24 protein-coding genes are annotated in these 26,387 nt (G+C 70.4%); 13 read left to right on the top strand and 11 right to left on the bottom strand.

What is annotated here, in order from left to right:
* Positions 1-14 precede the first annotated feature (14 nt).
* Entirely contained in the window at positions 15-1,127 is a 1,113-nt protein-coding gene (locus E1166_RS01860; protein ID WP_132335178.1) for an RICIN domain-containing protein, read from the bottom strand.
* Between the two features lie 347 nt (positions 1,128-1,474).
* Here E1166_RS01860 and E1166_RS01855 point away from each other — a divergent pair, with 347 nt between their 5' ends.
* The 8 genes from E1166_RS01855 to E1166_RS01815 all read left to right on the top strand — a co-directional run bounded on the left by E1166_RS01855 (position 1,475) and on the right by E1166_RS01815 (position 10,574).
* Entirely contained in the window at positions 1,475-2,326 is an 852-nt protein-coding gene (locus E1166_RS01855) for an amidohydrolase family protein (protein WP_132335176.1), read from the top strand.
* An 871-nt stretch (positions 2,327-3,197) separates the two neighbouring features.
* Positions 3,198-3,776, top strand: coding sequence for a SigE family RNA polymerase sigma factor (locus E1166_RS01845; protein ID WP_207913920.1), 579 nt, complete (start codon positions 3,198-3,200; stop codon positions 3,774-3,776).
* Positions 3,777-3,844: 68 nt separating this feature from the next.
* Positions 3,845-4,576 (top strand): hypothetical protein, encoded by a 732-nt coding sequence (locus E1166_RS01840; protein WP_132335172.1) that lies wholly within the window; start codon positions 3,845-3,847, stop codon positions 4,574-4,576.
* Between the two features lie 574 nt (positions 4,577-5,150).
* Positions 5,151-6,296: an inositol-3-phosphate synthase gene (locus E1166_RS01835; protein ID WP_132335170.1), complete on the top strand. Its 1,146-nt coding sequence runs from the start codon at positions 5,151-5,153 to the stop codon at positions 6,294-6,296.
* Positions 6,296-7,159: an SCO3242 family prenyltransferase gene (locus tag E1166_RS01830; protein ID WP_132335168.1), complete on the top strand. Its 864-nt coding sequence runs from the start codon at positions 6,296-6,298 to the stop codon at positions 7,157-7,159. Before E1166_RS01835 ends, E1166_RS01830 begins: the two co-directional genes overlap by 1 nt.
* Positions 7,156-8,025, top strand: coding sequence for a sugar phosphate isomerase/epimerase family protein (locus E1166_RS01825; RefSeq protein WP_132335166.1), 870 nt, complete (start codon positions 7,156-7,158; stop codon positions 8,023-8,025). The genes E1166_RS01830 and E1166_RS01825 overlap by 4 nt, the downstream gene beginning before the upstream one ends.
* A gap of 24 nt (positions 8,026-8,049) precedes the next feature.
* A complete protein-coding gene (eboE, locus tag E1166_RS01820; RefSeq protein WP_132335164.1) occupies positions 8,050-9,201 on the top strand; it encodes a metabolite traffic protein EboE in 1,152 nt (383 codons plus the stop codon).
* An 8-nt stretch (positions 9,202-9,209) separates the two neighbouring features.
* Positions 9,210-10,574 (top strand): nucleotide pyrophosphatase/phosphodiesterase family protein, encoded by a 1,365-nt coding sequence (locus E1166_RS01815; protein ID WP_132335196.1) that lies wholly within the window; start codon positions 9,210-9,212, stop codon positions 10,572-10,574.
* Between the two features lie 99 nt (positions 10,575-10,673).
* Here E1166_RS01815 and E1166_RS01810 read toward each other — a convergent pair whose 3' ends face one another.
* Together E1166_RS01810 and E1166_RS01805 are read right to left on the bottom strand one after the other, a co-directional pair.
* A complete protein-coding gene (locus E1166_RS01810) occupies positions 10,674-11,927 on the bottom strand; it encodes an exo-alpha-sialidase (RefSeq protein WP_165944209.1) in 1,254 nt (417 codons plus the stop codon).
* Between the two features lie 121 nt (positions 11,928-12,048).
* Positions 12,049-14,622, bottom strand: a complete 2,574-nt coding sequence (locus E1166_RS01805; RefSeq protein ID WP_132335160.1) for a helix-turn-helix domain-containing protein — start codon at positions 14,620-14,622, stop codon at positions 12,049-12,051.
* A gap of 417 nt (positions 14,623-15,039) precedes the next feature.
* On the opposite strand from E1166_RS01805, the gene E1166_RS01800 reads away from it, so the two are divergent.
* A complete protein-coding gene (locus tag E1166_RS01800; protein ID WP_132335158.1) occupies positions 15,040-15,828 on the top strand; it encodes a hypothetical protein in 789 nt (262 codons plus the stop codon).
* A gap of 162 nt (positions 15,829-15,990) precedes the next feature.
* On the opposite strand, the gene E1166_RS01795 is transcribed toward E1166_RS01800, so the two are convergent.
* From E1166_RS01795 to E1166_RS01775, 5 genes are all read right to left on the bottom strand, one after another.
* Complete coding sequence (locus E1166_RS01795; RefSeq protein WP_132335156.1) at positions 15,991-16,674, bottom strand: hypothetical protein; 684 nt, start codon at positions 16,672-16,674, stop codon at positions 15,991-15,993.
* Positions 16,671-17,495, bottom strand: coding sequence for an ATP-binding cassette domain-containing protein (locus E1166_RS01790; protein WP_132335154.1), 825 nt, complete (start codon positions 17,493-17,495; stop codon positions 16,671-16,673). Before E1166_RS01790 ends, E1166_RS01795 begins: the two co-directional genes overlap by 4 nt.
* On the bottom strand, positions 17,492-17,830 hold the full coding sequence (locus tag E1166_RS01785; RefSeq protein WP_132267088.1) for a PadR family transcriptional regulator: 339 nt from the start codon (positions 17,828-17,830) through the stop codon (positions 17,492-17,494). The genes E1166_RS01790 and E1166_RS01785 overlap by 4 nt, the downstream gene beginning before the upstream one ends.
* A gap of 436 nt (positions 17,831-18,266) precedes the next feature.
* Positions 18,267-18,710: a hypothetical protein gene (locus E1166_RS01780; protein WP_132335152.1), complete on the bottom strand. Its 444-nt coding sequence runs from the start codon at positions 18,708-18,710 to the stop codon at positions 18,267-18,269.
* A gap of 194 nt (positions 18,711-18,904) precedes the next feature.
* Positions 18,905-19,504, bottom strand: coding sequence for a TetR/AcrR family transcriptional regulator (locus E1166_RS01775; RefSeq protein WP_207913917.1), 600 nt, complete (start codon positions 19,502-19,504; stop codon positions 18,905-18,907).
* 86 nt (positions 19,505-19,590) lie between these two features.
* On the opposite strand from E1166_RS01775, the gene E1166_RS01770 reads away from it, so the two are divergent.
* A complete protein-coding gene (locus E1166_RS01770; protein ID WP_132335150.1) occupies positions 19,591-20,079 on the top strand; it encodes an SRPBCC family protein in 489 nt (162 codons plus the stop codon).
* 112 nt (positions 20,080-20,191) lie between these two features.
* On the opposite strand, the gene E1166_RS01765 is transcribed toward E1166_RS01770, so the two are convergent.
* Complete coding sequence (locus E1166_RS01765) at positions 20,192-21,169, bottom strand: WYL domain-containing protein (RefSeq protein ID WP_132335148.1); 978 nt, start codon at positions 21,167-21,169, stop codon at positions 20,192-20,194.
* A 62-nt stretch (positions 21,170-21,231) separates the two neighbouring features.
* Between E1166_RS01765 and E1166_RS01760 the strand changes: the two genes are divergently transcribed.
* Positions 21,232-21,681 (top strand): hypothetical protein, encoded by a 450-nt coding sequence (locus tag E1166_RS01760; protein ID WP_132335146.1) that lies wholly within the window; start codon positions 21,232-21,234, stop codon positions 21,679-21,681.
* Positions 21,682-21,846: 165 nt separating this feature from the next.
* Here E1166_RS01760 and E1166_RS01755 read toward each other — a convergent pair whose 3' ends face one another.
* A complete protein-coding gene (locus E1166_RS01755) occupies positions 21,847-22,236 on the bottom strand; it encodes a MarR family transcriptional regulator (RefSeq protein WP_132335144.1) in 390 nt (129 codons plus the stop codon).
* A gap of 101 nt (positions 22,237-22,337) precedes the next feature.
* Here E1166_RS01755 and E1166_RS01750 point away from each other — a divergent pair, with 101 nt between their 5' ends.
* Positions 22,338-23,798, top strand: coding sequence for an MFS transporter (locus E1166_RS01750; RefSeq protein ID WP_243710078.1), 1,461 nt, complete (start codon positions 22,338-22,340; stop codon positions 23,796-23,798).
* Between the two features lie 204 nt (positions 23,799-24,002).
* Here E1166_RS01750 and E1166_RS01745 read toward each other — a convergent pair whose 3' ends face one another.
* Entirely contained in the window at positions 24,003-25,097 is a 1,095-nt protein-coding gene (locus tag E1166_RS01745) for an arginase family protein (RefSeq protein WP_207913914.1), read from the bottom strand.
* A 186-nt stretch (positions 25,098-25,283) separates the two neighbouring features.
* On the opposite strand from E1166_RS01745, the gene E1166_RS01740 reads away from it, so the two are divergent.
* The gene (locus E1166_RS01740) at positions 25,284-26,249 is read left to right on the top strand and encodes a PaaX family transcriptional regulator C-terminal domain-containing protein (RefSeq protein ID WP_132335142.1); all 966 of its coding nucleotides are present in this window, start codon (positions 25,284-25,286) and stop codon (positions 26,247-26,249) included.
* The last annotated feature ends 138 nt before the right edge of the window (positions 26,250-26,387 follow it).

Genomic DNA, 26,387 nt, shown 5'->3' with positions numbered 1-26,387 from the left:
GCAGAGGGCTCCCGTCAGGTGCGCAGGCTCCACTGCTGGTTCGCGCTGCCGCTGCACGACCAGAGGACGATCTTCGTACCGTTCGCCGTTCCGCCCGCGGACGCACTCAGACACAACCCCGACTGCACCCCGGTGATGGTCCCGTTCGCGTTCACGTTCCACTGCTGGTTCGCCTGACCACTACAGTCCCAAATGATCACCGCGGTGCCGTTGCTGGTTCCGCGACCGGACGCGTCCAGACACTTGTTCCCGTACACCACCAGCTGCTTACTCGAGGTGTAGGTCCACCGCTGGTTCGACCCACCCCAGCAGTCCCACAGCTGCAGTTGGGTGCCGTTGGTGGTGCTCTGCCCCGGAACATCCAGGCACCGGCCCGAGCCACCGCCGACGATCCCCACGCTCGGTTGGCCACCGGGACTGCCGATGCTGCCCGCCACCGACCGCAGGGCGGCGTACCAGGTGGCCGCCATCTTGTCGTAGCCCCCGGCGGTGGGGTGGACGCCGTCGATGAGGTCCGCCGTGGTGAGCGCGCTGTGCATGTCGACCAGGTGGACACGCTTGCCGGCCGCGACCTTGTCCCGGACGATCCCGGGTATCGCCGCGTTGAACGTGCGGGCCGCGTTGTTCTGGCCGGCATTGGCCAGCGGGATGATCTGGGCGACGAACACGTCGGCGCCGGGGACCGTGTTGGTGATGCGGTCGATCAGTGTGGACAGTCGCCTGGGCGCCCCGGGCAGGTCGTAGTTCTGTAGCACGTCATTCGTGCCGATGTGCAGCAGTACGGTGCGCGGCTGGTAGGTGGTGAGCCAGCCGTTGATGCGCGCGTCGATCTGGTCGATGCGCCACCCAGGGTGGCCTTCATGGTCGTGGTCGCCCAGGTTTCCGGGTCCGTTGAACTGCGATCCGACGAAGTCCACCGTGTACCTGTCGTTGGTGACACGTCGCCACAGGCCGATCCGGTACCCTCCGGGCACCTGGGTGCCCTCGGTGATGGAGTCACCGAGCGGCATGACCCGGGTACCACCGTTGGATTCGGCGCTGGCGACGTCGGATCCGGTCACCGCGCCCAACGCGAGCGCGGCGGTGAGGGTGGTCAGGGCGGCTAGCCACCTCAGCTTCGTTTTCATGTGTGCCTTCCCGGCCAATCGGCCCTTCGATCGCGACGCTCGTTCACGGACTGTGACCGAAATGTGGACGAAGCGTTTCGTGTCATGGACTTGAGTTATAGTCCTCGATCGATTTCCTGTCCAGGGAGGTCGTGGGTTCACCCAGGTGACTCCTCGGGGTCCCGGTGATCGCTCCCTTGCACCCAGCCGCGAGACCTTTCGGACATCCGGTCCCGTGGCTAGGATCCGGTGGCACACGGAGCGATCGACGTTCGTCGCCGTGCCGAGGGCTTTACCGACCCGGCCGTCGGCCGGCGCCTGTCGCCCGCTCGCGGGCACGAATCGGATGTCTGGGGTGGGGAGTGCCAATGCTCAGGATTGACGCGCACCACCACGTGTGGGACCTCGACCGCCGGCCGCAGCAGTGGCTCGGAGAAACGCGGATGGCCCCGATTCATCGGTCGTTCACTCTGGACGATCTGGCGGAGCCCGTCGCCGAGGCCGGAATCGACCGCACCGTCCTGGTGCAGGTGCTCGCCGACATGGACGAGACCGCGGAGTTTCTTGCCCTGGCGGCCGGCAGCAACCTGGTGGCGGGCGTGGTCGGCTGGGTCGACCTGACGGCCGACGGTATCCGCGACACGCTCGCGGCGTTGCGGGCCGGACCCGGCGGCGAGCGCCTCGTCGGTCTCCGGCACCTCGTCCAGGCCGAAGCGGATCCCGCTTGGCTGAACCGGGCAGAAGTCCGCCGTGGGCTGCGCGCGGTGGGTCACGCGGGGCTCTGCTACGACCTGCTCACGCTTGCCCATCAGCTACCCTCCGCCATCGACACGGTGCGGGCGTTACCCGAGGTCACCTTTGTTCTGGACCACCTGTCCAAGCCGTTGATCGCCACGGGCGAACTTGAGCCGTGGGCGACCCGGCTGCGTGAGCTGGCGGCGGAACCGAATGTCTACTGCAAGTTGTCCGGCATGGTCACCGAGGCGGACTGGCGTTCGTGGACCGTACCGGGGCTGCGCCCCTACGCGGAGACGGCACTGGAGGCGTTCGGCGCCGGGCGCGTGATGTTCGGCTCGGATTGGCCGGTGTGTCTGCTCGCCGGGTCCTACGCCAAGGTGGTCGCCGCGGCCGAGGAGCTGACATCTGGGCTGACCCGCCCGGAGCAGGATCAGGTGTTTGGTGGCACCGCCGTGCGCGCCTATCAGCTCGACCTGCCGTAGCCGGCGGAAAGGTCGTGCCCGCGCCGGCGAAGCTCGCCTCGGGCTGAGAAACCGCGCCTTCAGCCGCGCAGGCGGGCAGGAAGGCCCACCGCACCGGCGGGTGACTCGACCTTCCGCTGATTCCACGATCAGGGCTGTTGGAAGGTGCGCGTCTTCCAGATCCCCTGGTCCAGGTAGTCCTTCACGCGGGCGACGTATCCGTTGGCGGCGTCGGTGTGCCAGCGCCCGGAGAAGTGGACGCGCATGCGAACCCAGGCAGCCCCGGCCTTGTACGGAGATCCGCGCTCCACCGTGCTGAGCCAGGTCAGCCGGCCCTCGTAGCAGTCCTGCCAGACCGCTGGCGGCGCAACCGGCAAAGGCCGCGAACACGGCCGCCCAGACGGCGGTCGCGAGCACGGGGCACCACCGGCGGCGCAGGTACGAGGGGTTCATGTCGGCGCTCTCCCTCAGCCGTTCCAGCCCGTCCGACCGTGAGTGGTCCAAAGGAGCAAAAAGGTTGCCCGCCACAGAGGAAAATTTCAGAAGCCGCCGTTCACTGACGGGCACGCGGGCGCGACCCCGGGCAGGCCACTCGGATCTGACTACGAAACGTAGCCATGAGATCCCATGTATCGAAAACTATCAAGCCGTTTCCGCTGCGCCACACACCCATCTCCACAGGTGAGGGTGTTCGCTGCCGAGCAGAAGGAGCGCAGACTGGACAGGAGCAACGGCCTGGGACTATAAATCAGTCCCATGACAGGCAACGCGGTGTCACAGCGCACGCGCATCCGCGACAAGCAGCGAACCGGTTGGCCGCGACAACTCGCGCCGACAGCCGGCCCTCCCGCACACGGCCTCAGCGCGTGAACCGTCAGCATCCACCACGCTGGTGAGGGCCGGCGGGCGCGACGACGCCTTCCACTCCTTCTTCGAGTCGCACCACGCCGAGCTGGCCCGCCTGGCGTATCTCGTCACCGGCGAGCCGGAGGTGGCCGACGACCTCGCCGCCGACGCGCTGCTGGAGGTATGGCGGCACTGGGACCGTGTCGCTGCCGCCGACAGCCCGATCGCGTACGCCCGTGGCGTGCTCGCCAACCTGGCCCGCAACCGGATCCGCAGGCTGTCCCGGGAACGGCGCGGCCTGCTCGGCGTGGGCCTGCTGTGGCGGGAGCGGACGCAGGACGTGGACGTGCCCGCTGTCGTCGACGTGCGTGAGGCGCTTCGCCGGCTGCCGTACCGGCGTCGGGCGTGCGTGGTGTTGCGGTACGCGTTCGACCTGTCCGAGCGGGAGACGGCGCGTACACTCGGCATCTCCGTAGGTACCGTGAAGAGCCAGACGTCGCGCGGGGCGGCCCAGTTGACCCGGTTACTCGGCGGTCCGCCGGCATCGGCGGGCGACGGCACGCCGTGGCTGGCTCCCGCTTCGCGGGCCATCGTTCCGCCCGGCCGGTCGGGAAGGGGGAGCTGATGTCGTCGGATCCCATCCGCTCCGCGCTTCGCACGGCCGCGGCCGCTCACCAGCCGGACCGTGTGGCCATGCTGGCCCGGATCCAGCGCGGCCAGGCGGCTGACCTGTCCAGCGCGCCCCGCTCCACCCGTCGGCGCACCGCCGCGGTCGCCGGAATGGCGGCGACCGTGGCCACGGTGCTCGGGCTCAGCGTCGCCGCGACCTGGGCCGCTGTCCGCGACGAAACACCTCAAGAACCCGTACCCGCGGCCTCGGTCACGGTCTCCCCCACCCCGACCGCGGCCTCGTCCCCCTCCGCCACGCCTGCCGCGAGCACCACCGCCGGGTCGGTGCCGGACCGTGGCGCCACCGGCCGTCCGTCGTCTGCTGCTCAGCCGCCTCGTTCCCCGGGGGCGTCCCCAGGCAGGGCCTCCGTCCAGCAGGACTTCCTGTGGTCCAGCGGTGCCGTCGACCCGCACAGCATCGACAACTGGGCGCAGAGCAACGTGACCCTGAGAAACAGCGAGGCCGTCTCGGCGCTCCAGCTACGCGTACGGATCGCGCGTACCCCGGACGTGACCAGCACCGGAGCCTGGAGCACGGTAGGGGCCGACAAACTGGTGATCAGCGTGGAGCAGCAGCCGGACGCGCTGGTCTACACGTTCACCCTGAAACCGGGCGTACGCCTGGTGCCCGCCGATCACATGTTCGCGGTGCAGTACGGCCACGCGACGGGCGGCAGAGACCCGAGCCGCGACAGCTACGAGGCCAGCGCGACGGCCCTCGACGGAACCCGAGCCGAAGTGAACGGCGGCTTCTGACTTCCCGCCGCGCAACCACACCGGCAGGGACGGTAGCCCAGCCCACAATCCCTACGTACCGTAGTCCCTCCTGTCGACCGTTTCTCGTCCTCGAATCATGGTGTCGCGGGCCGCACCGAGTTTCCCGCCTGGTCCTGCTTGTGCAGGGCAGCTGAGGACCCGCATCAGACTCGGCCGGACATCGGATGATTCCAGGGTCGGTAAGCGTCCCGGCGGCAACGGGTGACACCGGACCTCTGAGGCTGGTAGAAGCCCTCCGTCCGCACTTCTCGCATCGACCGAACGGGCACCACTGGAAGAACTTCCCGCAAAGTCGTTATGGAACCGATCCCAACAGCGTCATATTGACTTCTAATGATTTTTTGGCGCATCCTGAATGAAGCAAGCGACGAGATCAGAACGCATCGGACGTGACGCTGCGTTACCTCCTGGCGAACCTGGCTGCCCGTCGCGGCCGACGGCATGAGGGCCTGACCGACACACACGTACACCTTCGGCGCCCAGGCGCAACCCGCCAGTCGGCCCACGGCTCCGGCGCGTCCAGATCGTCCACAGAGCATCGGAAAGGGGGGCCATGCGAACGGGCATCTGGCTGATCGGCGCGCGCGGATCGGTCGCGGTCACCGCCACGGTCGGCGCACTGGCGCTTCGGGCACGGCTGGTCGAGTCGACCGGATGCGTCACCGAACTGCCCGCGTTGCGGGCGGCCGGGCTGCCTCGCTGGTCCGACCTCGTCATCGGCGGCCATGACATCGTCGCCACCCCCGTGGTCAAGAAAGCCGAGGCGCTGGCGGCGGCCGGTGTGGTGCCGGCCCGACTCGTGGCCGCGCTCGCCGACCAGCTCGCCGCCCAGGAGGACGACCTGCGTCCGCTGCCCGATGGCCCGACCCAGGCCGACACGGCCACGCTCATCGCCGACGACCTGGCCGCGTTCCGGCGACAGCACGAACTCGCCCACGTCGTGGTCATCAATGTGTCCACCACTGAGCCGGCACCCGCTCCGCACCCGGCGCACGGCAGCCTGGCCGCCCTGCGGTCCGCCCTGGCGACGCCTGAGCCCGTGCTGCCGCCCAGCGCGCTCGCCGCGTATGCCGCGTTCACCGCCGGCTGCGCGTACGTCGACTTCACGCCATCCACCGGGGCCCGCCTGCCGGCGTTGGACGAGCTCTCACGGGAGATGGGGGTACCGTACGCCGGCAACGACGGCAAGACCGGCGAGACGCTGGTCAAGTCGGTCCTCGCCCCGATGTTCGCGCTACGCAACCTCCACGTGCTCACCTGGTCGGGCATCAACCTGCTCGGCGGCGGCGACGGTGCGAACCTCGCGGACCCGGGCCCCAACGCCGCCAAGGTGGCCAGCAAACAGCGGGTGCTCCGCGACGTGCTCGGCTACCAGCCGCAGGGCACCAGCCGCATCGACCACGTCGAGGGGATCGGCGACTTCAAGACGGCCTGGGACCTGATCACGTTCGCTGGCTTTCTCGGCACCGGCATGCGCGTCGAGTTCACCTGGCACGGCTGCGACTCCGCGCTCGCCGCGCCGCTGGTACTCGACCTCGCGCGGCTCACTGCCGCCGCGCACCGGGCCGGCCGCCGCGGGCCGCTGCCGGAGCTTGCCTTCTTCTTCAAGGACCCGCTGGGTGCCGCGCCGTCCGCGCTGGGCGAGCAGTGGGCGATGCTCACCATGCTCGCCACCGAGTTGTCCACGGCGGAGCAGTGATGAGACCTGGCGCGCTGGCCGACCTCGTCCGTGCGCCGGCCGCGCTGTCGGTGCCCGGCGACGTGGTGGCCGGCGCCGCCGCCACGGGCGTGCTCGACCGGCGAACCGGCGGCCTGGCCAGCGCGTCGGTCTGCCTGTACTGGGCGGGCATGGCGGCCAACGACTGGGCCGACCGCGCACTCGACGCGGTCGAGCGGCCCGAGCGGCCGATCCCGTCCGGACGGGTACCCGCCCCCGTCGCACTCGGCGTGGCGGCCGGCCTCACCGCCGTCGGGCTTGCGATCTCGGGGGCCGTCGGGGGTCGGCGCGCACTGGCCGTGGCCGGCCCGCTCGCCGCCGCCGTGTGGGCGTACGACCTGTGGGCCAAGAACACCGTGGCCGGCCCGCTGGCGATGGCTGCCTGCCGGACACTCGACGTGCTGCACGGGGCCAGCACCGGCCGCATCGTTCGGGCGATTCCGGCTGCTCTCACCGTCGGCGTTCACACGTACACCGTCACCGCGCTGTCGCGGGGCGAGGTGGGCGGCACCCGGCCCGGCGTCGCCGCCGCCACGCTCGCCACCACCGCCGCGGTGGCCGCGACGGTGGCCCGCCCGAACGCTGCTGCCCCGGCCGGCGCTGCCGCGTCGGTGGCCAGGCTGCTGGCGGTCGACTACGCCCGCCGGTACGGGCGGGCCCAGGCCGGAGTGCTCGGCGACCCAGCGCCGCCTCGGGTGCGGGCTGCGGTGGGCGCCGGCATCACCGCGCTACCGGCTCTGCAGGGCGCCCTGACTGCCCGGACCGGCGCGATCCGGGCCGGTCTCGCGGTCGCGGCCGCCGCTCCCCTGGGCCGGGCCCTGGCCCGTTGGATCTCGCCGACATGAACGGGCTCCGGTTCGGCTACGGCACCAACGGCTTCACCAACCACCGGCTGGCGGACGCGCTCGCCGTGATCGCCGACCTCGGCTACGCCGGGGTCGCGCTGACCCTGGACCACGCCCATCTCGACCCGTTCGGCCCCGCCCTGGCCCGGAAGGTGACCCACACGGCCGACCTCCTGCGCGACCTGGGCCTCGGGCTGGTCATCGAGACCGGCGCACGGTTCCTGCTCGACCCGTGGCGTAAGCACGCGCCGACCTTCCTGCACGACGAGCGTGCGCGCCGGATCGACTTTCTCCGCCGGGCCGTGACGATCGGTGCCGACCTGGGTGCCGAGGCGGTCTCCTGCTGGGCGGGGGTACGGCCGGCCGGCGTGGACGAGTCGACCGCATGGGCGCGGCTGGTCGACGGCGTTGCGGAGGTCGTCGCGCTGGCAGCCGACCGGAGCGTGCCGATCGGGTTCGAACCAGAGCCGGGCATGCTCGTCGAGGACATCGCCGGGTGGAAAAGACTGCGGGCCGAGCTGGGCGCGCCGGCCGCGTTCGGACTCACCCTGGACGTCGGGCACTGCCGGTGCCTGGAGCCGGTGGGCGTACCCGAGTGCGTGGCCGACGTGGCGACACACCTGGTGAACGTCCAGATCGACGACATGCGCCGAGGCGTACACGAGCACCTGGAATTCGGCGCCGGCGAGATCGACTTCCCGCCGGTGCTGCGCGCCCTGGCCGACGGCGGATACCGCGGGTTGGTCGCGGTGGAGTTGCCCCGGCACTCCCACGCGGCACCGGAGGTCGCGCGGCGCTCGCTGGCGTTCCTACGGACGGCGGAGGCCCACGCCGTAGGACTCCAAGGGGTGACGCATGACGGCTGACGGGGGTCCCGGGGGTGCTGGCTGATGCGCCTGCGGCATCGTGACGGCAGCGTGGTGCACCTGTCCTACTGCACGAATGTGCACGCCGCCGAGGACCTGACCGGGATCCTCGCCCAACTCGACACGTACGCCCTGCCGGTCCGGCGCCGGCTCGGCAGCGCGGTGCTGGGGCTCGGACTGTGGCTGGCGGCGCCGGCCGCGGCAGAGCTGGCCGCCGACCGGGCCGCGCGGCGGCGGCTGCGGAGGGAGCTGGCCGCGCGCGAACTCGAGGTGGTGACGCTCAACGGGTTTCCGTACGCGGCGTTCCAGGCGCCGGTGGTCAAGTACGCGGTGTACCGGCCGGACTGGACGCAGCCGCAGCGTCTGCGGTACACACTGGACCTGGCGACCGTCCTGGCCGACGTGCTGCCCGCCGATGCGGCCCGTGGATCGATCTCCACGTTGCCGTTGGCCTGGCGCGAGCCCTGGACACCCGAGCGCTTTGACGCGTGCCGGCGATCCCTGTCCATGCTGGCCGTCGAGTTGGCGGCGCTGGAGCGGCGTACCGGCCGCCTGATTCGGGTCGCCGTCGAGCCGGAGCCGGGATGCGTGGTCGAGACCACCGCGCAGGCCGCCGCCATGCTGTCCGGCGTGGACACCCGGTACCTGGGGGTGTGCCTGGACCTGGCCCATCTGGCAGTTGCGTGGGAGGAGCCGGCGGCGGCGCTGGCGCGGCTGCGCTCGGCCGGGCTCCCCGTGGTCAAGACACAGCTGTCGGCGGCGCTGGAGGCAGCCGATCCGGTTCGGGACGGCGACGCCCTGCGCGGATACGTCGAACCGAGGTTCCTGCACCAGGCGCGGAGCCGCGACGGCCGGTCGGCTGACGACCTGCCCGAGGCGCTGTCGTGGGGGACGCCGGACTCCCCGTGGCGGGTGCACTACCACGTCCCGTTGCACGCCGCGCCGATGCCGCCGCTGCGTGCGACGACGGGTGTGCTCACCGATGCGCTGCGCGAGTTGCTCGGCGGGGCGGAGGCCGCCTGCGACCACCTCGACGTCGAGACGTACACCTGGAACGTGCTGCCGCCGCGGTCCCGGCCGGACGGCCCGGCGCAGCTCACCGCCGGGATCGCGGCCGAGCTGGCGTGGGCCCGGGACCGGCTGACCGACCTCGATCTGAAGGAGCTGCCGTCGTGACGCCCGTCATGGTGCTGGACGTCGTCGGTCTCACGCCGCGGCTGCTCGAATTCATGCCTCGGCTGCGCGCGCTGGCCGCCTCGGGTTGGCAGGCCCCGCTGGGCACGGTGCTGCCCGCCGTGACGTGCTCCGTGCAGTCGACCTTCCTGACCGGCGAGACACCGGCCGGGCACGGGGTGGTCGGCAACGGCTGGTACTTCCGCGACCTCGGCGAGGTGTTCCTGTGGCGGCAGCACAACGGGCTCGTCGGCGGGGAGAAGGTGTGGCACACCGCGCGGCGGCACCGGCCTGAGTTCACGGTGGCCAACGTGTGCTGGTGGTACGCGATGGGCGCCGACGTGAACTGGACGGTGACCCCTCGGCCGGTCTATCACGCCGATGGGCGCAAGGACCCCGACTGCTACACCGACCCACCGGGGCTGCGCGACGACCTCACCGCGGCACTGGGCACCTTCCCGTTGTTCAGTTACTGGGGGCCGGGCGCCGGTATCGCGTCGTCGGCGTGGATTTGTGCGGCGGCGCAGCGGATCCGGACGGCGCACCGACCCGACCTCACCCTCGTCTATGTCCCCCACCTGGACTACGACCTGCAGCGCTACGGCCCCGACGCGCCGCAGGCCGCCGTCGCCGCCGCGGAGCTGGACCGGGTGATGGCGCCGCTGCTGGACTCGGCGGGCGACGCGACGGTCGTGGTGCTCTCCGAATACGGCATCACGCCGGTGTCGCGCCCGGTGCACATCAACCGCGCGCTGCGGGCCGCGGGGCTGCTGCGGGTCTACACCCAGGCCGGCATGGAGTACCTGGACCCGTGGACATCGCGCGCGTTCGCGGTCGCCGATCACCAGGTGGCCCACGTGTACGTCCGTGAGCCGGCCGACGTGCCGGCGGTGGCCAGGATCTGCGCGGGTGTGGCTGGCGTGGCCGAGGTACTCGACACGGAGGGCAAGGCCGCGCACGGGCTGCACCATCCACGGGCCGGGGAGCTGGTGCTGGTCGCCGAACGGGAGGCGTGGTTCACCTACTACTACTGGCTCGACGAGGCCCGTTCTCCCGACTTCGCGCGTCTGGTGGAGATCCACCGCAAGCCCGGCTACGACCCGGCCGAGCTGTTCCTCGACCCGGCGAACCCGCAGGCGGCCAAGGCCCGGGCGGCCGTGGCCCTGCTGCGGAAGAAGATCGGCATGCGCTACCTGATGAATGTCGTGGGTCTCGACGCCGGTGCCCGCGCGGTCCGGGGCTCCCACGGCCGGCTCCCCGACGACCCCCGCGACGGTCCGATGATCATTTGCTCCGACCGGGCGCACGCCCGGTCGGCCGTCGCCGCCACCGAGGTACGGGATCTCCTACTGGCACTGTCCGGCTTCCCGACCTGATCGCCGGCGCCCATGACCGCGACCCTGGGCACTGACTTCTTGACGTCGGCCATAGTTCGCTCACGTCATCCCGGAGCACCGGGCAGCCGTCACCGGTCGCTAGTTGTTGGGCCCGTTGACGATCCAGGACAGGTTGAACCGCCGCCAGACGATCGCCCGGTGTGAGCGGGGGTCGCTGCCGTGCTCGTAGAAGTCGGTCTCCACGAGGGCCCCGATCTTGTAGTCGTCGGTCTTCGTCATGCTGGAGTAGCCGCCCTCGTCCCCGACGCCGGAGATCGGCACGTCGCTGAGTTCGCGGCCGTAGGTGAACCTCCGGGCGTCGGCGTCGTAGCTGATCCGGACGCGCATGGCGCGGCGGCTGCCGGTGGACGCGGAGTTGAGGAAGAGGGTCCGGGCCGGCGCGTCGATGTTGTACGCCAGGACCGAGGCCTGGCACTCCGGGTCGGGCAGCCCGGCGTCGTCGGCGAACGAGCCGAAGCTGGTCAGCGTGCCCCGGGCGACCCGCCGGTAGCTGCCGGAGTTGGGCCGGTCGTTGCGGTACAGGTTGTCGTCGGGGGTCTGGGCGATCGTGCCCTCGTTGTTCGTCTCGCTCAGCCGTTGGTAGCGCCACTGCCGCTGCCCGTCCGAACGCAGGGTGCCGATGATGTTGCGGCCCCGCGCGGGCACCACCAGTTCGCCGGAGCGCATCCTGATCCCGTTGCCCGGGCCCACCGCGTCCCAGGCCCAACCGCTCGGCGTGAGGTCGGCGGTCATCTTCACCGGGGTCGTCCAGCTGGCGCCGTCGTCGGTGCTCCTGCTCAGGTAGAGATGCCGCCGACCGGCCTCGGTGGAGTCGATCGGCTTGGTACGCGACCCGTCCGGTAGCAGGTCGGTCCCGGACGGACTGCGATCGCCGGCGTTCCAGGACATGAAGAGATAGACGGTGCCGCCGTCGACCACCGGCGTGGGGTTGCCCCAGGTGCCGGATCCCGACCCGACCACCTCCTTGAGCGGCTCCCAGTCACCGGCCGCCGCGCCGTGGTTCGTGGCGGTCTCGGTTCGCTTGTACACGAGGTTGATGTCGCCGAAATCGGCATTGTTGTAGCGGCGACCCTCGGCGAAGGCCAGCAGTCGCCCGGTGCTGGTTTTCACCACCGCCGGGATACGGAAGGAATGGAACCCGACACCGCTCGCCAGCCGGTCCGGGTTGGGCATGTTGGCGCTGCGGAACAACGGGAATCCGACGTGGTACTGGGCAGCCGAGCCGGCGGGATCCTCCACGGCGGCCGACGCGGTGCCGTGCGGTGCCGCGACCGAGGCCGCGACGGTGGTGAGGCAGGCCAGCCCCAGGGCTACGACTCGTTTGGCGATCAACGGGTACTCCTCACCCTTCGACATGTGTCGGGCGGGACAGTAGCCAGTCGACATGAATCATGATCAAACAACCGGACAAGGCCGGGTTCCCGTCCCGGTCGGACGGACCGTGTCACGAATGTCAGGTCCTCGGCACGAGGCTTCGGCGCCGCGGCGTCAGCCGCCGTGCTGGTACTTCCCTGTTCCCGCGTTCCCGTCGGCTGCGCCGGGCGGTACGGACGAGCCGGTCGCGGACCTGCTCGGCATCGGGGTGGCCGAGGTTGTCGAGGATGCGCAGGGCCCGCTGCCAGGTGCGCACGGCGCCCGCCCGGTCACCCAACGAGTATCGGCTGTCACCGAGCCGGGTCAGGGTCTCCGCCTCGTCGTACCGTTCGCCGATCTGGATGAACAGGTTCAGCGCCCGGTGGTAGCAGCGGATCGCCCGGCGGTGGCGGCCGAGACGGTCGTGAATGAAACCGAGGCTGTCCCAGGTGTTCGCCTCGCCGTGCCGGTCGTCGGTTCGGCGCAACAGTATGAGCGCCCGCCGGCAGCGCTCGAGCGCCGGTCCGTACTGGCCGAGTTGGGCGTGCGCCCAGCCGATTCCGTTCTGCGCGCTGGCCTCCCCTGACAGGTGGCCGGCGGCCCGATACAGATCCGCGGCCCGTTGTACGTGGTACAGGACCTCGGTGTGCCGACCGAGCCGATCCAGCATCGCGCCGAAGGCCCGATGGGTACGCGCCTCCCCGGTGAGGTCGTCAAGTTCACCGAAGAGCTTCAGTGCCGCGCGGTAGTGGTCCTCCGCCGCCTTCGGCTCGCCGACCCGGGCCAGCACACGGGCGAGGTCGCGGTGGGCGTTCGCCTGCCCGGACGGGTCGTTCGTCCGCTGCGCCGCGACCAGGGCGGCCCCCTGCGAGGCGACCAGGTCGCACCAGTGGCCCCGGCGTTGCAGGAAGTCCACCAGGGTGTGGGCCAGCCGCCAGGCATGCCCCTCGAACCCGGTGCGCTCCGCATGGGCGACCGCCGCCAGGAGAACGCGGTACTCCGTGGTGAACCAGGCCAGCGCGTGGTCGTGGTCGGTGATCGCCTCAGGTGCCACCCCGTGGTGGACGGCGTCCAGCCGGACCGGGTCCCAGCCGGGCTGCAACAGCAGTGCGGCGGTGTGCGCCGTGTGCAGGTAGTGGTCGAGGCCGCGCTGGACCGCCGCGCGGTGGGTCTCGGGCGGGTCGGTGTTCTCGGCCAACTCGGCCGCGTACCCGCGCAGCAGGTCGTGGGCGCCGAACCGGCCCGGCGCGTGTTCGGTGACCAGGTGCGCGTTGGCCAGCTCAGCCAGCAGCCGGTGCACCTGGCCCCGGGGCAGCCCGGCCAGGCTGGCGGCGGCGGCAATCCCGACGTCCGGCCCTGGATGGCAGCCGAGCAGCCGGAACAGGCGCGCGGCCGGCGGGGTGAGACTCTGGTACGACCAGGAGAAGACCGCCTGCACGTCGGTACCGGCGTCGCCGCTGTCGAACGCGTCGAAGAGGCGTTGCGTCTCACGCAGCTCGGCGGCGAGGGCGGTCAGGGGAAACGCGGGATGGGCCATCCCTCGGGCGGCGACCACGGCCAACGCGAGCGGCAACCGCGCGCACCGCTCGATCATCTCGTCCACGGCCCACGGTTCGACCGTCAACCGGTCGGCACCGAGGCGCCGGGCCAGTAACTGCCGTGCCTCACCGACGGTGAGCAGGTCCACGGTGATCGGTCGGGCCCCCTCGGTGGCGACCAGGCCGGCGAGGCGGTTGCGGCTGGTCACCAACGCCAGGCAGCCCGGGCTGCCGGGCAGCAGGGGGCGGACCTGGTCGACGTCGCGGGCGTTGTCCAGCACCACCAGCATCCGGCGGCCGGCGAGCAGGCTCCGGTACAGCCCTACCTGCGCGGGCAGATAGGTGGGGATGCGTTCGGGCGGTACGCCGAGGGCCTCGAGGAACCCCCGTACCGCCTCGGCGGGCGTCATCATCGAGCCGGTGGGGTCGAAGCCCCGTAGGTTGACGTAGAGCTGACCGTCCGGGTACCGCTCGGCGACCTGGTGCGCCCAGTACACCGCCAGCGTCGTCTTACCGACCCCGGCGGTGCCCGACAGCACCACGCTCGTCGCGGCTGGCTTACCCGAACCGTCTGCCCCGGCGGTGAGGAGCCCGATGTCACCGCCGCACTCGGCGTCGAGCTGGGCCAGTTGCGCGGCGCGACCGACGAAGCTGCCCAGAGCCGGTGGTAGCTGGTGCGGCACGGCATCCGACGCCCTGACCGCCCCTGCCGCCACACCGCTCGCCTGAGCCGGCGCGACCTCGGCCCGGCCATGGCCGTCGGCCGGATTCGTCTGCCGCCGACCTTCCTCGACCCGGTCACGTGCGGTGGCCAGCGCCCCTTGCTCGGCTCCGGTGGCACCGAGCAACCCGGTCAGGATGTCGAAACGCTCGGTCGAGGGCAGGATGTTGCCCGCGAAGTACTCCCCGATGACCCCGCGTGACCAGCCGGTCTTCACCGCCAGCTGCCGGTACGTCAGGGGGGTTCCGCCCTGCTGCCGAGCGTGACGGCGCCGGAGCTGGCGCAGCAGCCCGGCCAGGTCACGCACCGTCCGCACCTCGGTGGCCTCGCGGATCACGGCGAGCGTGGAACGGGATTCCTCGGGCGTCCGGTGGAGCGTCTGTCGGGCGTCGTGACGTACCCGTTGTTCGGACATGCGGCCTCCACGTGCTGGCCGCCCGACGGCTCGGGCGTTGACACCCGGGAGGGTAGATCAACCCCTTCGGGCATCGACAGCAATCGACCGACATCCGTCAGTCCACACAGGACCCTACCCAACGCCCGCCGCCCGGCCAATGGCATTACCGGGCCGACCGCGGAGGCCGGACTGCCCAACCCTGAACGCGCTCGCTCCGCCCACCCGGCGTCCAGCGCCGTCCAGCCGGGTCCAGTACCGCGCCCGATCAGCCGGAGCGCGTGCCACCGTTCCGGGGCGGGCTCGGCCCGTCCCAACAGACCGGGGAAGGAGCACCTCATGAAGAAACGGCACATGGCATCGCGAGGGCCCGTGGCGGTACCGCGCGACCGAGAGAGAGGGCCCAGGCCGAAAGCCCCCCGACCCACGCGACGCAGGGTGGCGGCCCTCGCCGCGCTGCTGGCCGCCATGCTGGTCGGTGCCGGGCTGACCGCCTCGCCGGCACAGGCGGCACTGCCCTCCGGCACCGGATGGTCGGGCTCGTGGAACTACCGCGGCGTCGACACGATCGACGTCGCCGGAACGCTGCCGGGCGTAGAGCTGATCGGGACTGCCAGCGACACGTTCGGCACCCGGGCACTCTTCGGCACGATCATGGACACCGCCAACGACAACCGGTGTGCCCGCGTGCACATCTACTCGACCTCACACCAGGCCTACGTCGTCGACAAGCAGGCATGCGGGGCCGGAAGCGGTACGCCCTTCATGGCAACCGACCTGACCGGGGGCCTGCTGGTGATCATCCAGCGGGTGACTCCCGGCACCACCACCGCCGACAAGGGCCACTACCTGACCATCCCGGGTTCTGCTGACGACGCGGACCTGCGCAGCGCAGGCACCGGCGCGAGTTGGTCCTACTACGCCCCGGACGCGTTCCGGTACTCGGTCGTCCGCAGCGGGGTGAAGCTCACCGGCTACGGCTCGCACGCCTCGGCCGACCGACGCACCTCACTGAACACCGTGGAGAAGACCGCGACCAGCTCGGGCTGCGCCTCGGCCAGTGCCAGCGCAGGCGTCACGAAGGTCAGCGCATCGACGTGCGCCAACGGTGGCGCGGACCACTTCGCCCACTTCGAACTGGGCGGCACTCTGGTGGCGAACGCCTGCTACCAGCCGACGGGCGGAACCCAGCGGTGCAACCTGCTCCACCTGCCGGTGCCCGCCTAACCTCACGGGGGTCGTCCGGGCGGCATCCCTGTCGCCGCCACAATCCGATGAGAGTCGTACGGGGGCGCCGCGCTCAGCGTGGCGCCCCCGTCGACCGTCACCGACATCAGGCCCGGCGATCCGCCGCCTGGTTCGCCAGAGGATCTACCGTTCCCACCCGCCCTACGCGATCCGCAGGTGCCGGCGCTGGCGCAGCCGCACTGCGGCGGCCGCCACGACCAGCAGGGTGAGGGCGACCGCGAAGACGAGTCCCTGGGTCAGGCCGCGGGTCAGATAGCCGCTGTCGGTGTGGTCGACGGCGTACGTGCCGATCTCCCGGCTGAACCAGAACGGCAGGGCTCGGGTGGCCGTACTCGCCGGATCCATCACCATCTGCAGGCCGACCACGGTGAGCAGCACCAGCGTGCCCTCAAGTTCGCGCGGCAGCACCGCGCTCAGCAGCAGACCGAACGGAACGGCCACGGCCACGGTCAGCACCATGATGAGGGCGATCGCACCGTACCGGACGTCGTGCTGGTCGACGAGGATGAGCACGAAGTACGGCGCGCAGAGCAGGGCGCCGACCGCCCAGAGGGCGAGCAGCCGCCCGAGCACCAGGTGCATGCTGCGGTAGCCGGAGAGCCGCAGCCGGGGTTCCATGCCGCGCGCCGCGCTGCCGGCGAAAAGCGCCGCGGTGCTCAGCGCCCAGCCCAGGCCGAGGCAGACGAAGCGAATCGACTGGCCGAGGTGGTCGCCCCGCCGGCTCAGGTAGAAGGCCAGCGGAAACAACAGGAGAATGATCAACACGGTACGGCGACGCAGTAGTTCACGCAGGGCGCTCTCGGCCACCACGAGGATCCTGGTCATGCGGTGCGCTCCTGGGAGGCGGTCAGGTCGAGCACGATGTCGACACGGTCGAGCTGGTTGAGCAGGTGGGTGACGACCACGATGGCCTTGCCGGCGTCGCGCCAGCGCCACACCTCGTGCCAGAAGTCGAGGTAGGTGCCCCGATCGAAGCCCTGGTACGGCTCGTCCAGCAGCAGCACGTCCGGTTCGCCGAGCCGGGCCAGCACCAGGTTGAGCTTCTGCCGGGTGCCGCCGGAGAGGTGCCGCGCCTGGGTGCGCGGGGGTGTCCAGTCCAGCGCGGCGGCTCCCGCGCGGCCGGCGCGACGGGCCGTCGCCCGGCCCAGGCCCCGGCCCGCGCCGATCAGCACGAAATGCTCATCGGGGTCGAGGAACTCGGCCGTGCCGCCGTCCTGGGGGCAGTAGCCGAGTGCGCCGTGCACCTGGACGGTGCCGGCGTCCGGGCTCAGCAGGCCGGCGCAGATCCGCAGGAAGGTGCTCTTGCCGGCACCGTTGGCCCCGACCACCGCCGCGATCTGCCCCGCCCGTACGGTCAGGTCGATGCGATCCAGAACGGTCTGTCCCCGATAGCGTTTCGTGATACCCCGGGCCGCGAGCCGCACCGGGCCGGGGTGGCGACGCGGTGGGCGCACGTCGGGGCCGCCGAGGCTGTCGGCGACCGCCCGGGCGTACACCTCCGGCGGGCCGAAGACCCGCAGGGGCGACTCACCGCTCTCCGCCAGATGGGTGGCCGCCTCGGCGACGACGTGGCCGGTCAGGTCGGGCCCCACCCCGTGCCGGCGCAGCTCGCCGGTGAGGGCGGCGAGCCAGGCGTTGTCCTTCACCGCTTCGGCTCCTCGCTCAGTATCGCACCCACGCTCGCCGTGAAGGCGCTCCAGTCGATGACGGCCGCGTGCAGCGCCGCGCTGCCGGCCGGGCTGATCCGGTAGTACTTCCGGGCAGGGCCCGTCTCACCCTCCCGCCAGTGGGCGGTGAGCAGGCCGGCACGCTGCAACCGCAGCAGCACCGGGTACAGGGTGCCGCCCTGCACGGTGCCCAACCCGTAGGTCCGCAACGCCTGGGACAGCTCGTAGCCGTAGGACTCACCCCGACTCAGGAGCGCTAGCACGCAGAGATCGAGCACCCCGCGCAGCCACTGCGCCCGCCGTTCCTGGTTCATCCTGGGCCACCCGGGCCCGCTGGACAGATCACGGCAACAATCTAGCGCCGCCATCTAGATAGCACAACAAGTTAGCTGGGGACGGTGTCCCATCCGCATCCATCGGGGCCGCGCTGTCAGCGACCTGCGGACACGCTCGCCCACTCGATGGCGTACCAGGACTTCCACGCCGTCGTCGTCAATGTCCCCGGTTCAACAAGCGTTCGACCAGGTCCGCTCCGCCGTCGACACCGCCGTCGACACGTTCAATCGGATCGTCAAGCAGGTGAACGACTGCAAGTGGCTCGCGCCTCGGCGGCGTTTCCGATCACCGCACCGCTAATGGCGTTCACCGTAGGCCCTGCGGTTGACAGCCGCCGTACCGGACCGTCGTCAGACGGCGATGAGGGGAGAGCGTCCAGGTGAACGCCCTCCCCAGATCCGCCCCGACGGCCAGCTAGTAGCAATACAAGCTACTGGCGCGGCTGAGGATATACCAGTCAGCCTGTCCGTGCCCGGTCCGAGTGGTGTAGCACTTCTTCTTCGGCCACTTCCAGTGGCATGCCACCCAGGTGCCGTTCCCCTTCTTGTTTCCCTTGTTGTTCTGGCACACGTACTGGTTGCCGCTACCCTTCCAGCTTCCGAGCTTGAAGTAGCCGTCGGCCTTGTCGCTTCTGACGTACATGGTCCTCCGGTCGAGCCGGATACACATCGTCGCCGCGATCTCACCGTTCCCGTAACAGATTATGTTCTTGGTGTTCGCACCGTCGAACACCTTCGAGTGCGACACGGCCTTGCCGGTCTTCCAATACAGCTTCCCGGCGGATGCCGGGGATGCGAATCCGGTCACGAGGCCGAGAGCCAGGACCAACCCCATCACGACCGAGCGGATTTTGAACACTAAAAGATTCCCCCTTCTCGATACCGTCTACTTGCGACAGACTCTCCAACGCGGACGGATCACGGTCAATGAATCATCGACCGACTTGAGGAAATCTTGCGCTTTCTCCGGTTCGGGCCGCATGTCGAAATAAATGCGTAACCGACAACCCGGGCGCGACCCGTGGCCTCGCACCGTCGAAGAAAGGCCGTCAGCTAGGACCAGTGGCGGGTGACCCTCTCCGCCACGGAGGTCACCAGGAGGGGATCCCGCCGGACCCGGGCCAGCAGGAGAGCGCCTTCGAGGGCGGCGAGCACCATGCACGCCTCCGCCTCGGGGTCGTCGGCGACCGCGTCCCGCTCGATCAGCTCGGCAAGTTGCGCCACCCACCGGCCGTACCCCTGCCTCACCGCGTCGTGCACCTGGGTGTGCTCCGGGCCTGCGTCGAGGGTGGAGCTCGCGAGCGCGCATCCGCGCTGAAAATCCGAGTCGTCCAGTCGTGCCGCCAGCACGGACGCGAACGACCGCACCGCGGCGGCGGCGTCGGGGGCATCGACGATCACCGTCGCGATAAGGTCACTGACCGCAGCTGCGCGTACCCGCAGCGCGCAGGCAACGAGTTCCTCCTTGCCGCCGGGAAAGTGAAAGTAGAGCGAGCCCTTGTTGGCACCGCTGCGCTGAAGGATCTCCGCCACCCCGATACCCGCGTATCCCCGCAATTGGAGCAGGTCGCCGGCGACGGCGACGAGGCGGTCCCGCGTCGGCAGGGCACGCAGGGCGGCGGCGTCGATCGCCGCCGAGACCGTTTCGGGCATGGACCCCAACCTACCTCTTGACCAATCGGTCAACCAGATGGGAGTTTGGGTGCCGCCCCGCCCCGACATCCCTCGTGAGGAACCCGATGACGCCGAACGCCTCCCCCGTGATCGAGGAAGACGCGCTGATCGACGCCGACCCCGACGATGTCTGGAGACGTATCGCCGACCCGAGGGCCATGAGCCGATGGAGTCCACAGGTGTTGCGGACACGGGTGACGACCCAGGGGCCGGTCGGTGTCGGAACCCGCATGCGTAACCTCAACCGGGGCGGCCTTCTCCTGTGGACAACACACGCTCAGGTGGTGCGCTTCGATCCCGGCGTCGAGTTCGCCATCAAGATTCGGGAGAACAGAACCGTCTGGTCGTACCGCGTCGAGCCGGTCTCCTCGGGCACGTCACGCCTGGCGATCCGGCGCGAGACCCCCGACGGCGTCAGCCGGATCGCCCTGCGTCTGGAGCGACTGTTCTGGCGATCCGTCCCCCGCTTCGAGTCACGCCTACGCGCCGGCATGAGAACGACCCTCGCCCGGATCAAACGGGAATGCGAGCGCACAGCTCACGCCCGCGACTAGCCCGTGTCGAAGCCCTGGCCGGACACCGTCTTGTGGCTGCGAGCCGGGTGCGGGCGTGATCGACAGGAAGCCCGGAGCTGCATGAGCGTGCGCGGGCCATCCGTGGTGTTCGTCAAGCGGGATACAGGCGGGCCATCGCCTGGATGGTGTCGGTCAGGTGAGCGACCAGTTGCGTGGGAAGAAGAGCCTGGACGTTCGGGCCGAGGCGGAGCAGAGTCACGGCAGTGTGTGGCACGTTCTCCATGGGAATGGTGACTTGGTGCCAGCCGTCCGGGCCGGCGGGTGTGAGGGTGCGAAGGGCCAACCGGGCGGCCTTGGGGCCGAGGGCATCGGGGAGGGCGGCGACCCCGTTCGGGGTCAGGCGCACGACGGCGACCTGATCGGTGTCGGCCCGCTCGTACCGTTCGACATGCGCCCGCCAGAAGCCCGCCAGATCGAAACTGTCCGGCCGGGTGACTGTCTCGGGCAGCGCGCGAAGGTCCACGATCGCCGAGACGCGGTAGGTACGTGGCTGGCCACGGCTGGCGGCGACCAGGTACCAGACCCCGGCCTTGAGCACGAGTCCCAGCGGGTGCAGCCGCCGGGTGACCTCGCCGGGCCGGGGCGCCCAGCGGCGGTACCGGACGTCGATCGTCTGGTCCTGCCAGAGCGCCTCGGCGACGGCGAGCAGGTGCGGCACCGCGTCGGGCTCCCGGTACCAGCCGCGTGTGTCGAGGTGGAAACGCTGCCGGATCCGCATCGACGCGTGCCGGTACGGGATAGGCAGCGCCGCCATCAGCTTGAGTTCGGCAGCCGCCACCTGGGCACCCAGACCCAGCTCGGCGGCGGGCTGCGGCATACCGGTCAGAAACAGTGACTCGGCCTCATCGGCGGTCATCCCGGTCAGCCGGGTGCGGTAGCCGTCCATGAGCTGATATCCGCCGGCGGGGCCCTGCTCCGCGTAGATCGGCACACCCGCCGCGGCGAGGGCCTCGACGTCGCGGTAGACGGTCCGGGCGGTGACACCGAGTTCCGCGGCCAGTTGTGTGGCGCTCATCCGCCCTCGGTTCTGCAACAACAGCAACAGGGAGAGCAGTCGACTCGCGCGCATCCGAGACAGTTTGGCAGGCCACTGACAGAAGCTGTCAGGGGTGGTCCGCCACGATCATCGGCATGAACGACTTCGACTTCCTCATCGGCTCGTGGAACGTGGTCAACCGCCGGCTCAGGACGCTGTTCGCCGACAGCGACGACTGGGAGACCTTCCCCGGCACCACCACCTGCCAGCCGATCTTCAACGGCGCCGGCAACACCGAGGAGATCATTTTCCCGACGCTCGGCAGCTGCGGCTTCACCCTGCGCCTGTTCGACACCGAGCGAGAGCAATGGTCGATCCACTGGGCGAGCAGCCGTAGCGGCTTGCTCTTCCCGCCGGTCGTCGGCACCTTCACCAACGGCCGCGGCGACTTCTACGGCAACGACACGCACGAGAGCAAGCCGATCAAGGCGCACTTCATCTGGTCCGACATCACACCCACCTCGGCGCGGTGGGAGCAGGAGTTCTCCCCCGACGGCGGACAGACCTGGGAGTCCAACTGGGTCATGGAATTCACCCGCGCCTGACCGATCGGCTCGGCCCGGCAAGGGCCGAGCCGCATCTCAACCGCCGCCTCCCACCACGGACAAGAGCCCGGGTCCGACGTCGGCCTGCGGCCACCACCACGGCGTGACGGAAGTGTCAGCGGGCGATCGACAACATGATGACGAGTCCGGCCGCCAGCCGACCGGTCAGCCGCAGGGAGCGTTCGACGGAAGATGATCAGCCAGTACGGCGAGATAGGTGCGTCGGGCCTCGGTGTGTCGCCGTACGCCCTCCTCGGTCGCGGCGACGAACACGCCACGGCGGTCGGCCTCGCAGATCGCGCGCAGCACCAGGCCGCGCTTCTCCAGTCGGTCCACCGTGCGGGACAGTGCGCTCTGGCTGAGATACATGTCGCCCGCCAGATCCTGCATGCGACGCTTCTCACCATCCCGGCCCACGAGCCGGTCGAGCGTCTCGAACTCCGTCAGGGTGAGACCATGCCGGTCCTGAAGGGCGCGGTCGAGCTGGGCCGCGACGCGGTTGTAGCTGGTCAGCAACGAGCGCCAGCGCTCGATCAGGGCAACCTCGGACGTCATCGCGCGGATCGTACTCCCGGTCGTGAGCTTCGTACACCTAATTATATGCAATCGCATAAGGTGCATGGACATTAGATGCGTCTGCATCTAACGTCCCTCTCGTGATCGACAACGCCACCGGCACGACGCCGGTCATGACGAGACCGGCCGGTTCGATGCCGACCCGCACGCCCACCCGCACCAGGACGCAGTGGACGCCGCAGCTCTGGGGACTCCTCGCCGTGCTGTGCGCCGTGCTGTTCCTCGACGCACTCGACGTCTCGATGGTCGGGGTGGCCCTACCCTCCATCGGAGCCGACCTCAACCTGTCCACCGCCTCCCTGCAATGGATCGTCAACGGCTACGTCCTCGGCTACGGTGGGCTGCTGCTGCTCGGCGGCCGCACCGCGGACCTGCTCGGCCGGCGGGTGACCTTCCTGGTGGCGCTGGGCGTCTTCGCCGCCGCGTCCCTGGTCGGCGGTCTGGTCGACGACAGCACACTGCTCATCGCCACCCGCTTCGTCAAGGGGCTCGCGGCCGCCTTCACCGCACCCACCGCCCTGTCCATCCTGACCACCACGTTTCCCGCCGGGCCGGCCCGGAACAGGGCGCTCTCCATCTTCACCGTGTTCGGCGCGAGCGGTTACTCCAGCGGGCTCATCATGGGTGGGCTTCTCACCGGCCTGGGCTGGCGATGGACGTTCCTCATCCCCGTACCGCTGGCAGTGGCGGCCCTGATCGCCGGCCTCGCTCTGATCCCACGGGACCGGCCCGCCGCCAACGGCGGGCACGACCTGGTCGGCGCGCTCACTCTCACCGGCGGAATGCTCGCGGCCGTGTACAGCGTGGTCGCCGCTCCGGAACGAGGCCTGTTCGACCCGGTGACGCTGGCCGCCGCCGTCGCCGCCGTCCTGTTGCTGGTGGGCTTCGTCGCCACGGAGCGTCGGGTGCGACACCCGCTGATCCGACTCGGCATCCTGCGTTCCGCCACCGTCGTACGGGCCAACGTCAGTATGGTCGCGCTGTTCGGCAGCTACCTCAGTTTCCAGTTCATCATGACGCTCTACCTGCAGAACGTGCTGCGCTGGTCGCCACTGCAGATGGCGTTGGCCCTGCTGCCCGCAGGGCTGCTGGTCGCCTTCGGCGCACCGTTCGTCGCCCGCCTGATCGACCGCTACGGCACCGGCCGGGTGATCCTGGCCGCCATGGTCTCACTGGCCCTGGGCTACCTGTGGTTCCTGCTGACCGCCGGGGACACGCCGCACTACCTGCTGACCATCCTGCCGACCATGCTTCTGCTCGGCGGCGGCTTCGCCTTCGGGTTCAGCTCGATCACCGCGCAGGCCACGGACGGCATCGACGACTCCGAACAGGGGTTGGCCTCGGGCCTTGTGCAGACCTCGGGTCAGGTGGGTGCCGCCCTGGTGCTCGCCGTCGTCACCGCCCTGGTGTCCGGCGACGAGGTGGCCGGCCAGGTGGCTGACTTCAGCCAGTTCCGCCCTGGCGTCAACCTCGTCAGCGTGGTGGCACTGGTCGGGCTGGCACTCAGCCTGGCGGCGCTGCGCAGGAGTCGGCGCGTGTGACGCACAAGGAAGATCGGCCACCGCGCCGACGGCCCGCCGGCCTCTGGCGGGCCGTCGGCCCAGGGGGATCGCGACAGCCGACCTACCCATGGCGCCATGAACCTGCTCCGGTGCGCCGCCGGGGTGGCGAGCTGACTCGCCGCGAACGGCATCTCCGCCGCGCGCCGTCAGCATGGCGACGAACAGCAGCGCCAGACGCGGTGGTCAACCCCCGCGGCTCACGGTGCGGGTAGCCGGCCACGCCCTCGCGGGAAGGCGTTCGACTTCTTGCACCGTGCTGTTGGCAGCGCCGCCGTCCAGAACAGACGCCAGTGCGGTGATCAGGCTGGTGAGGACCTCGAGGTCGCCGTCGTCTCGCGGCTCGTACTCGGCAAGACAGAGTCCGGCGAGGGTGTAACGCGAGGCAAGGTAGCGCACGGCGTTAACGAGCTGTTCGAGGGTCAGACCGCCCGGCTCGGGCGTGCCGACAGCGCCGAACACCTCCGGGTCCAGCACATCGAGGTCGATGTGGAGGTGGACAGCGTCAGCACCGGTGGCGGCGACCTCGTCCAACAGTACGGACGGATCGGCCAGACCCGCCGCCGCGACGTGCCGGATCCGATGCTCAGTCACGAACGCCCGTTCCCCGGGATCGAGCGCGCGTACACCGGCCAGCACCACCTGATCCGGCCGCAACGTCCTGGCCGGGGCCAGCTGGCTCGGGCCGTCCCCGAGCAAGGCACGCAAGATCATGCCGTGGAACGCGCCGGACGGCGACGTGGCCGGGGTGTTCACGTCGCCGTGCGCGTCGAACCACACCACGGTCAGCCGGTCGCCGTGGGCAGCCAAGGCCGCCTCGACGGGGGCGAGGTCGACACCGCAGTCCCCGCCGACGGTCACAACCGCCCGCCCACGCGCCCGGGCGTGGACGTGCGCGGCGCGCACCGCGTGCAGGTTCGCCGCGAGTGTGTCGAGTGCGGCGACGCCGTCGCGGGGACCGCCCGGTTGGTTGTCCGTGTCGACTCGCATCCGTTGCCCGCCGGGAAAGAGCCCGGCCAGCGCGGACGCGCCCTGCCGCAACCGGTACGCGCCACGCGAGCCCGACCCCTGCCACTGCGGCACTTCCAGGACCGTGTAGCCCGACACCCCACACCCACTCTCTGCATAACGATCATTAGAGGGCAAATTACTACATTCAGCGTGTGGCGAGTTCACCGCCTTGAGGCCGTGGCGGAGGGCTGCTTGTGTCGACAGGGTGGACGCCGTGTTCGATGCCGCTGACGCAGCCATGTCGCGGTTGCGGCGGCGCTTCCCGGTCACCCTTCTCGTCCTGACCACGCTGCTACCGCTTACCCCTGCGCCCCTCCCCCGCCCGGGCAGGAGCGCCACACGATCCGGCTTCCGGAGTCCGCCGGCCGGGCGCACAGCCCGGTGCTGTGTCCACCCTTCGCGGGCCGGCGTTAGGGTCGGTACGCCCGCACTCACCCGCGCCCCGGGGAGCACTCTGTGGTACGCCCGTTCAACATCGAGGAGATCTTTCCCGAGGCACCCGGCGGATCGCCCCGACGACGGCGCCGGCAGATTGGCAGCTCCGCTCAGGGCCTCGCGGTGACGCTGCTCGCCGACTACACGGCGCGCACCCGCGCCTGGCTGCCGTCGGCGGTGATCGTGGCCCTGCTCGGCGAGTTCGGGGTGAGCAGCGGTGCCGCCCGGACAACGATCAGCAGGCTCGCCCGCAGGGGCGTACTGGAGGGCAGCCGGCAGGGTCGGTACAGCTCATACCGTCTGACGGAGCCGGCCGCCGTCGACCTCTCGATGGGCGGCGCCTCGATCGCGGCTCTGGCCACGCAACCGGAATCCTGGGACGGGTCGTGGACCGTGGTGGCCTTCTCCATGCCCGAGAGGGAAAGCACACGGCGGCGGGCGCTGCGGGTGTGCCTGCGCTGGCACGGATTCGCGCCACTGTACGACGGGGTCTGGGTTCTGCCACACCCGTTGGACGCCAAGGGGCGAGCCGAGTTGGCCGCCCTGGCACGCGGGGCGGTAACCGTGTTCCGCGCGCAGCACACGAAGTTGGAGACGGAGACGGACCGTCATCCGGTCAGCGCGTGGGATCTGCCGGCCATCGCCGAGCAGTACGCGGGGTTCATCCAGCGCTGGGCCCCGCTGCTGCGCCGCATCGCGGCCGGGGCTGTCACCGGTACCGCCGCGTTACGGGCCCGCACCGAGGTGATGGACGTCTTCCGTCGCATCCCCGTCCTCGACCCCATGCTCCCCACCGAACTGATGCCGCCCGACTGGCCACGCGCACGGGCACGCGAGGTGTTCGTGGCGATATACGACGGGCTGGTGGACCCGGCCGAAGACCATGTACGAGCTGTCGCGGCACGCGTCACCGGTGCGCCTCATCCGGACCTGCGGGCACACACCACTGCCGAGATGGCCGCCGGCATTCGCCCGTACCCGAACTGAACCGCGGCCGCCTGGGCCGGGACGAGCACTCACCCGTCACGCCGGAACCGACGACGCCGCGGATCACGACAGGGCCACGTCGCTCGTCGCGGGGCGACGCACGCTCGGTGACCAGTCGTCCATCTGATTCATAATTAT

Origin of the sequence: Micromonospora sp. KC213, assembly GCF_004348325.1 — a bacterium.
Lineage (GTDB): Bacteria > Actinomycetota > Actinomycetes > Mycobacteriales > Micromonosporaceae > Micromonospora.
Note: the sequence above shows the minus strand (reverse complement) of the source record. Positions and strands in the feature narration are given on the sequence as shown.